Here is a 6,057-nt window from a genome sequence, read left to right as displayed (position 1 = left end):
GCCCGAAGCAACAAGCTCCCGCATGTTTTTACCCAGCACCTCCTGCCGTTTAATGCCCGTTATCCGTTCATAGGCCTTGTTGATCATCAGCGTATTGGCATCGCCATCGGTGATATAAAGCCCGTCATAGGCATTTTCTATAATTGCTTCAAGATCGTTTATCGATTTTTTCAATGAATCCATTGCGTTAAAAAAACCTCCCTTTTATTTTACATTACCGGAAATATCTATTTTTTTCAACGTAAATCGGCACTGTCTGTTGACTTTACGATCATGGACATAGTATATCGTTTCAAATAATATACGGGGGTTTACAATGGGTAAGAACAACATTGTCTTTTTAGAAGTCATCGAGTGGTTCGACGATACCGGAAAGGAGATCGCTCACAGGATCCCTGAGGGCGGCTCTGGTGAGATCAAGTACGGCGCCCAGTTAATCGTTCGGGAAAGCCAGTCCGCAATATTCTTCTATCAGGGGAAGGCCTATGATGCCATTGGTGCGGGCAGGCATACCCTGACAACGCTCAATATCCCTGTTATTACAAAGATACTGAGTCTGCCATGGGGTTTTACAAGCCCCCTCAGGGCAGAAGTTTACTTCGCCAACATGAAGGTCTTCCCTAATCTGACATGGGGAACAAGGGACCCCGTGGCGTTCAAGGATTCCCGGCTCGGACTCATCAGGCTCAGGGCCTTCGGCATCTTCAACATACAGGTCATACAGCCGGCCCTTTTTGTGAATACGATTGTCGGTACTAAAAGTACCTACACGGTATCTGATATAGAAGAATATCTCAGCAGCGTCATTGTCTCCCGTTTTAACGATTATCTCGGGGAAAAGCTCGACACGGTCTTTAACCTTCCCGGCCAGTATGATGCCATATCAGATGGACTGAAAAAGGTCCTTGAAGAAGACTTTTCCCGCTTCGGACTGATGCTTTCCGGACTCTACATCAATTCCATAACACCTCCCCTTGAAGTGCAGAAAGCGATCGACGACAAGAGCAGACTGGGCATCTTTGATGATGTGAACAAACTCCTGCAGATGAAGGCCGCCATGGCTATTGAAAGCGCTTCGCAAAATCAGGGTGGAGCCGGGACCGGCCTCGGCATGGGTCTTGGCTTTATGATGCCTGCCATGTTCGCCGAATCCCTCAAAAACACAGGTACGAAAATCCAAGATGTGTTGAAGTGTCCTGATTGTCAGAACCCGATCAATGAAGATGCGAAGTTCTGCCCTTCATGCGGACACCAACTGCTTATATATCAACAGTGCGGAAAATGCGGCAAGAACCTTCCGCCTCATGCAAGGTTCTGCCCTTCATGCGGACAACGGGCTTCAAAAAGACCGCTTCCCGCAAAATGTGCCCATTGCGGCACGGAAAATCTGGCCGGTTCGATCTATTGCAATCAATGCGGGGAGAAGATATAAAGGCAGCAGAGAGCGAAGAGCAGAGGATGAGAGGATGAGAAGATGGGATACTGGTTGCTCGATAGAGGTTCTTTGTTCCTTTTACCTTTCACCTTTTACCTTCTCTATTCACTATTCACTATCGACTATTCACTGCTTTTATAGGGTTTACTGATGAAGATAGAACATGAATGCCCGCAGTGCGGCGCCCCTATCATCCTTGAAGAAACAGACAGGCTTTTATCATGTGATTTCTGCCGCGTAAGACTGTATATCCAGGCCAGGGATTACTTACGGTATTTTTTTCCTCCTGCAGACAACGTAAAGGACGATCTTCTTTTTATCCCCTACTGGCGTTTTCGAGGGATGCATTTTTTATGTAGGACAGACAGGATAGAACAGGGTTTGCTTGATAAGACCTTTTCGGCAGTGAACCACCAATCCATACAACCTTCACTGGGTTTACGGCCGCAGACATTGAAGCTCAGATTTGTTCAGCCTTCAGACAAGAGGGTATTCATGCAACCACAGTTTTCATCCGAGGAATCATATGCGGCAACCGAACAGAAGGTATCTGAGGTGCTCTTTTACGAATCCTTTATTGCCGAAACATTGAGCCTTCTGTATACACCAATATATATCCGGGATGATGTGATCTACGATGCTGTACTGAACGAGCCTGCATCGAATCTCTGCGGCGGCAGCCTTGATCTTCAGGGTGCCGGCAACAACTCCGGGATCATGTTCCTTCCCGCTGTCTGTCCGAACTGCGGCTGGGACATGATCGCTGAAAGAGACAGTTGTATCCTGATCTGTACGCATTGCAACACTCTCTGGGAAACAACCGCAGAAGGCTTTAGAACAACCAATTTTGCCGTTATCACGGGGGCAAAAGACAACGACAACCTCATGTACCTGCCATTCTGGAGAATGAAGATCAATGTGCGGGGGATTGACCTTAAGTCTTATGCTGACCTTGTACGATATGCAAACCTGCCAAGATCAATACGGCAGGAATGGGAAGAGGCAGGGTTATATTTCTGGGCGCCTGCCTTTAAAGTTCCACCGGCAACATTTCTGATGCTCTCAAGGCAGATAACTCTCCTGCAGCCGAACAGGGAGATCGATGATAATCTTCCGGGATCACGGATATACCCTGCTAATCTACCAAGACAGGAGGCGGTGGAAAGCGTAAAAACAACCCTTGCCAATATGTCGGCCAGAAAAAAGATCCTCTTTCCCCAACTAAATAATATCAGTGCCGGGTGCATGGAATCCCTGCTGGTCTACTATCCTTTCACAGAAACAAATACTGAATTGATACAGGAAGAACTGCGTCTGGGGATACAGAAGAACGCGTTGAAGCTGGGACAGACGATATGACGGATGCCGGATGCTCGTCGCTGGTCGCTTGATACTGGTTATATAAAACAAGTAACAAGGGACAAGATTCTTGCTGTATCGTCATCGCGAGGAGCGAAGCGACGTGGCGATCTCATAGGGTATAATTTATTGAATGAGATTGCCGCGCTGCGCTCGCAATGACAAAGCGCCACGCCCTTCGGGCTCGCAATGACAATTTTCATTTCTCTTACCTTTCACATTTCACGTTTTCCATCACTTCCCCTTGACTAATGGCATATTCGCACTATAATGGAAAATAGGGAGTGATATACAGACTGCATAGAGGACCAAAGGGGGTTATCATGACGGTAAAGAAACAAAAAAACACTCCAGGGGCAAGGAAGGCACGAGGCAAGAACAGTGGAGAAAAGAACTTCAACGCCGCGTTAGTGGCCTTTGGGATCATTGCACAGGAGCGGGTCCGTAACGCCCGGGATCCATTTGCGACGGGCATAAAGGTTGCCGAGCAGATAAGGAGATTAGCAGAACAGCTTGAATACGAAGTCAGGGATGAATCCATGGCGCTCACCGAGGCCGGGTATATTTCCAGTGATGTCGTGGGCGTTGGAATCGGCGTTTTTTAATTACTGATTTTCCGCGAAGGTGAGTATCGGTGTCAGACATTGAAGCGTATGTGGAGTATGTCCCCATCCTTTACGATATAATCACGGCCCTCAAGTCTTAACAATCCCTTTTCTTTCGCTGCATGTTCAGACCCGCATTGGATAAAATCATCAACATTGATGACATCTGCCTTTATAAAACCTTTTTCCATGTCCGTGTGGATCTTCCCGGCCGCCTTCACGCAGGTAGTGTTCTTTGGGATTGTCCAGGCCCTCATCTCCTTGCCGACAACCGTATAAAACGTGATAAGATTTAATATTTCATAACCAACCCGGATAACGTTCTCAATTGACATCTTTTCCATGTTATACAGTTCCATATACGATGCCTTTTCCTGGCCAGACAGCGCCGAGAGGTCTTCTTCAAGCTTGCCGCAGATATAGACTGCCCTTCCTCCTTTCTTTTGTACAAGCTCCTCTATGGCAGGAACGGGAAGGTTATTCAGGGTCTCTTCGTCAACATTTGCTATGTAAAAAACCGGCTTTGTTGCGATAAGATTAAATGAACGGATGAGCTGTTTTTCATTCTCATCATACTGCTCCATATCCACGAAGATGCCCCTTTCAAGGGTTTCCCTGATCTTAAGAAGCAGGTCATGTTCTGTTTCACCCTTTTCTCTTGACACCTTTGCAAGCCTTTCGATCTTCCGTAACCTTTCCTCTACGATCTCAAGGTCTGAGATGAGGATCTCCGTTTCAACGATCTCCGCATCCCTTTTCGGGTCTATGTCGCTGTATACGTGGGGGATGTTCTTTGTGCTGAAATACCGGACCACATGGGCTATTGCGTCAACGTTCCTGATATGGGACAGGAATTTATTGCCAAGCCCTTCACCTTTATGCGCGTCCTTGATAAGACCCGCAATATCGACGAATTCTATCGTGGTCGGTGTTACCTTTTCAGGTTTCAATATTTGCGCAAGCCCTGTCAGGCGATCATCCGGCACCGGGATAACACCGACGTTCGGTTCGATCGTACAAAATGGATAGGGGTGGCAGGGAACAGACAGCGTTGTCAGGGCATTAAATATTGTCGATTTACCGGAATTCGGCAATCCGATCATTCCACAGGAAAAACTCACTAAGCAACCCCTTTCAGCTCTCAGTTTGTAATAAATCCGTAAGTCGTGAGTCGTTAGGCGTGAGTGGATTAAAGCATATCGCAAAGCGTATGGCGCATAGCGGAACACCCGCAAGTCGTAAGGCGATGAAAGTCGTGAATCGTGATCGGAATATTCTGCTTTCTGCTCTTCTCACCCTCTCACCTTCTGCTCTCAGCTCTCAGCTATCTCCTGTTATACATGCTCATTGCCTTTGCCTTGCCATCAAAGACAAAGGTTTTAGCAGCCTCTACCGCAGTCTCCAACGTCTCTTCCAGCGTTTTCATTTCATGATCCCGAAAACGGGAAAGTACATAGTCCTCAGGCGGCATCGCAGGGTCTCTTCCGATACCCAGTTTTAACCGGTAAAATTGTGAAGAACCCAGGGTTTCCATGACAGACCTTACCCCTTTATGTCCGCCATCGCTTCCGCCCAATCTTATCCTTATCCTGCCCAGCTCCATGTCAAGGTCGTCATGGATAAGCAGAAAATTCTCAAGTCCTATATTCATCTTTTTCAGGAGTGAGAAAACAGGTCCACCGGAAAGGTTCATATAAGTGACCGGTTTCGCAAGGATCAGGCTTTCGGAAACACCGATCCTGCAACCGGATATTTTCTTACTGAAAGGGATATTCAATGCCCTGGAAAAACGTTCTATAACAAGGTATCCGGCGTTATGTCTCGTGCCCGCATACTCAGAGCCTTTGTTGCCAAGCCCGCATAGAAGGAACAACAATACCCCTATTCTTCCTTTTCTTTTTCTTTCTCTTTCTTTTCAGGCTCCACAGCAGCAGGTGCTACTTCCTCGGCCACAACAGGTTTTTCTTCTACTGTCGGAGGAATAACCGTGACCACCGCAACATCCAGATGCTCGAGCAGTTTTATGCCCGGGATTGATATCTGGTTTACGTGGTAAGAATCGCCGATGTCAAGGTCTGATATATCGACCTCAATCTTCTCAGGGATCTGGGTGGGAAGGCATTCCACCTTGATTGACCTCAGATGCTGATCGACAATACCATCGTTTGCTTCTCCCTTTGAACGCCCGACCAGATGGATCGGTATTTCCACCTCTATGGTTCTTTCCATCGATACCTGTAAAAAATCTATATGAAGGATCTCATTTTTGAGAACACCTGTTTGAACGTGTTTTATCATGACCGGTCTGTGCTCTGCCTTTTTCTTGAGGCCATGCACCTCCATATTAAGGATCACGTTTCTCTTTAATTGTTTGCCCAGTTTCTCCCAATCCTTCAAAGAAACAGAGATGGAAAGAGGATCGACTTCCCTGCCGTATAATACTGCAGGTATCCTGCCCTCCTTTCTTAACCGTCTCGCTGTGCTTTTTCCTTTCTCTGCCCTTGTATCTGCTTTTATTAATATCTTTTCCATTAAAAACCTCCTCGCCTGCCTATATAAATAGTGAACTCACCGATTCATCATTATGAATCCTCTTGATGGCTTCACCGAGAATCGGTGAAACATCGAGTATCTTGATCTTTTTTGATTTCCTGGCGC

At 46.8% G+C, this 6,057-nt stretch carries 7 protein-coding genes; 3 read left to right on the top strand and 4 right to left on the bottom strand.

What is annotated here, in order from left to right; genetic code table 11:
• Positions 1–183 (bottom strand): PAS domain S-box protein (locus PHU49_13480; GenBank protein ID MDD5245019.1); only part of this gene is annotated, 183 nt, incomplete at its 3' end.
• A gap of 133 nt (positions 184–316) precedes the next feature.
• Here PHU49_13480 and PHU49_13475 point away from each other — a divergent pair.
• The 3 genes from PHU49_13475 to PHU49_13465 all read left to right on the top strand — a co-directional run bounded on the left by PHU49_13475 (position 317) and on the right by PHU49_13465 (position 3,399).
• Positions 317–1,432: an SPFH domain-containing protein gene (locus PHU49_13475; protein ID MDD5245018.1), complete on the top strand. Its 1,116-nt coding sequence runs from the start codon at positions 317–319 to the stop codon at positions 1,430–1,432.
• Between the two features lie 153 nt (positions 1,433–1,585).
• Positions 1,586–2,794, top strand: a complete 1,209-nt coding sequence (locus PHU49_13470) for a hypothetical protein (GenBank protein ID MDD5245017.1) — start codon at positions 1,586–1,588, stop codon at positions 2,792–2,794.
• Positions 2,795–3,117: 323 nt separating this feature from the next.
• Entirely contained in the window at positions 3,118–3,399 is a 282-nt protein-coding gene (locus tag PHU49_13465; GenBank protein ID MDD5245016.1) for a hypothetical protein, read from the top strand.
• 32 nt (positions 3,400–3,431) lie between these two features.
• Here PHU49_13465 and ychF read toward each other — a convergent pair whose 3' ends face one another.
• The 3 genes from ychF to PHU49_13450 all read right to left on the bottom strand — a co-directional run bounded on the left by ychF (position 3,432) and on the right by PHU49_13450 (position 5,931).
• Positions 3,432–4,520, bottom strand: coding sequence for a redox-regulated ATPase YchF (ychF, locus tag PHU49_13460; protein ID MDD5245015.1), 1,089 nt, complete (start codon positions 4,518–4,520; stop codon positions 3,432–3,434).
• 203 nt (positions 4,521–4,723) lie between these two features.
• Entirely contained in the window at positions 4,724–5,272 is a 549-nt protein-coding gene (gene pth / locus PHU49_13455) for an aminoacyl-tRNA hydrolase (GenBank protein ID MDD5245014.1), read from the bottom strand.
• Positions 5,273–5,280: 8 nt separating this feature from the next.
• Positions 5,281–5,931 carry a 50S ribosomal protein L25 gene (locus PHU49_13450; protein MDD5245013.1) on the bottom strand — a complete coding sequence of 217 codons (651 nt, stop codon included), beginning with the start codon at positions 5,929–5,931 and terminating at the stop codon, positions 5,281–5,283.
• Positions 5,932–6,057 lie beyond the last annotated feature (126 nt).

The sequence above is a fragment of the Syntrophorhabdaceae bacterium genome, assembly GCA_028713955.1.
Taxonomy (GTDB): Bacteria; Desulfobacterota; Syntrophorhabdia; order Syntrophorhabdales; family Syntrophorhabdaceae; genus UBA5609.
The sequence above is the reverse complement of the archived record's forward strand: the minus strand, read 5'-3'. Positions and strand labels throughout refer to the sequence as shown.

Bases quoted from the DNA above. Each gene is read 5' to 3' on its own strand.
- PHU49_13465 (MDD5245016.1), top strand. From the start codon at position 3,118: ATGACGGTAAAGAAACAAAAAAACACTCCAGGGGCAAGGAAGGCACGA.
- PHU49_13450 (MDD5245013.1), bottom strand. From the start codon at position 5,931: ATGGAAAAGATATTAATAAAAGCAGATACAAGGGCAGAGAAAGGAAAA.
- PHU49_13475 (MDD5245018.1), top strand. From the start codon at position 317: ATGGGTAAGAACAACATTGTCTTTTTAGAAGTCATCGAGTGGTTCGAC.
- PHU49_13470 (MDD5245017.1), top strand. From the start codon at position 1,586: ATGAAGATAGAACATGAATGCCCGCAGTGCGGCGCCCCTATCATCCTT.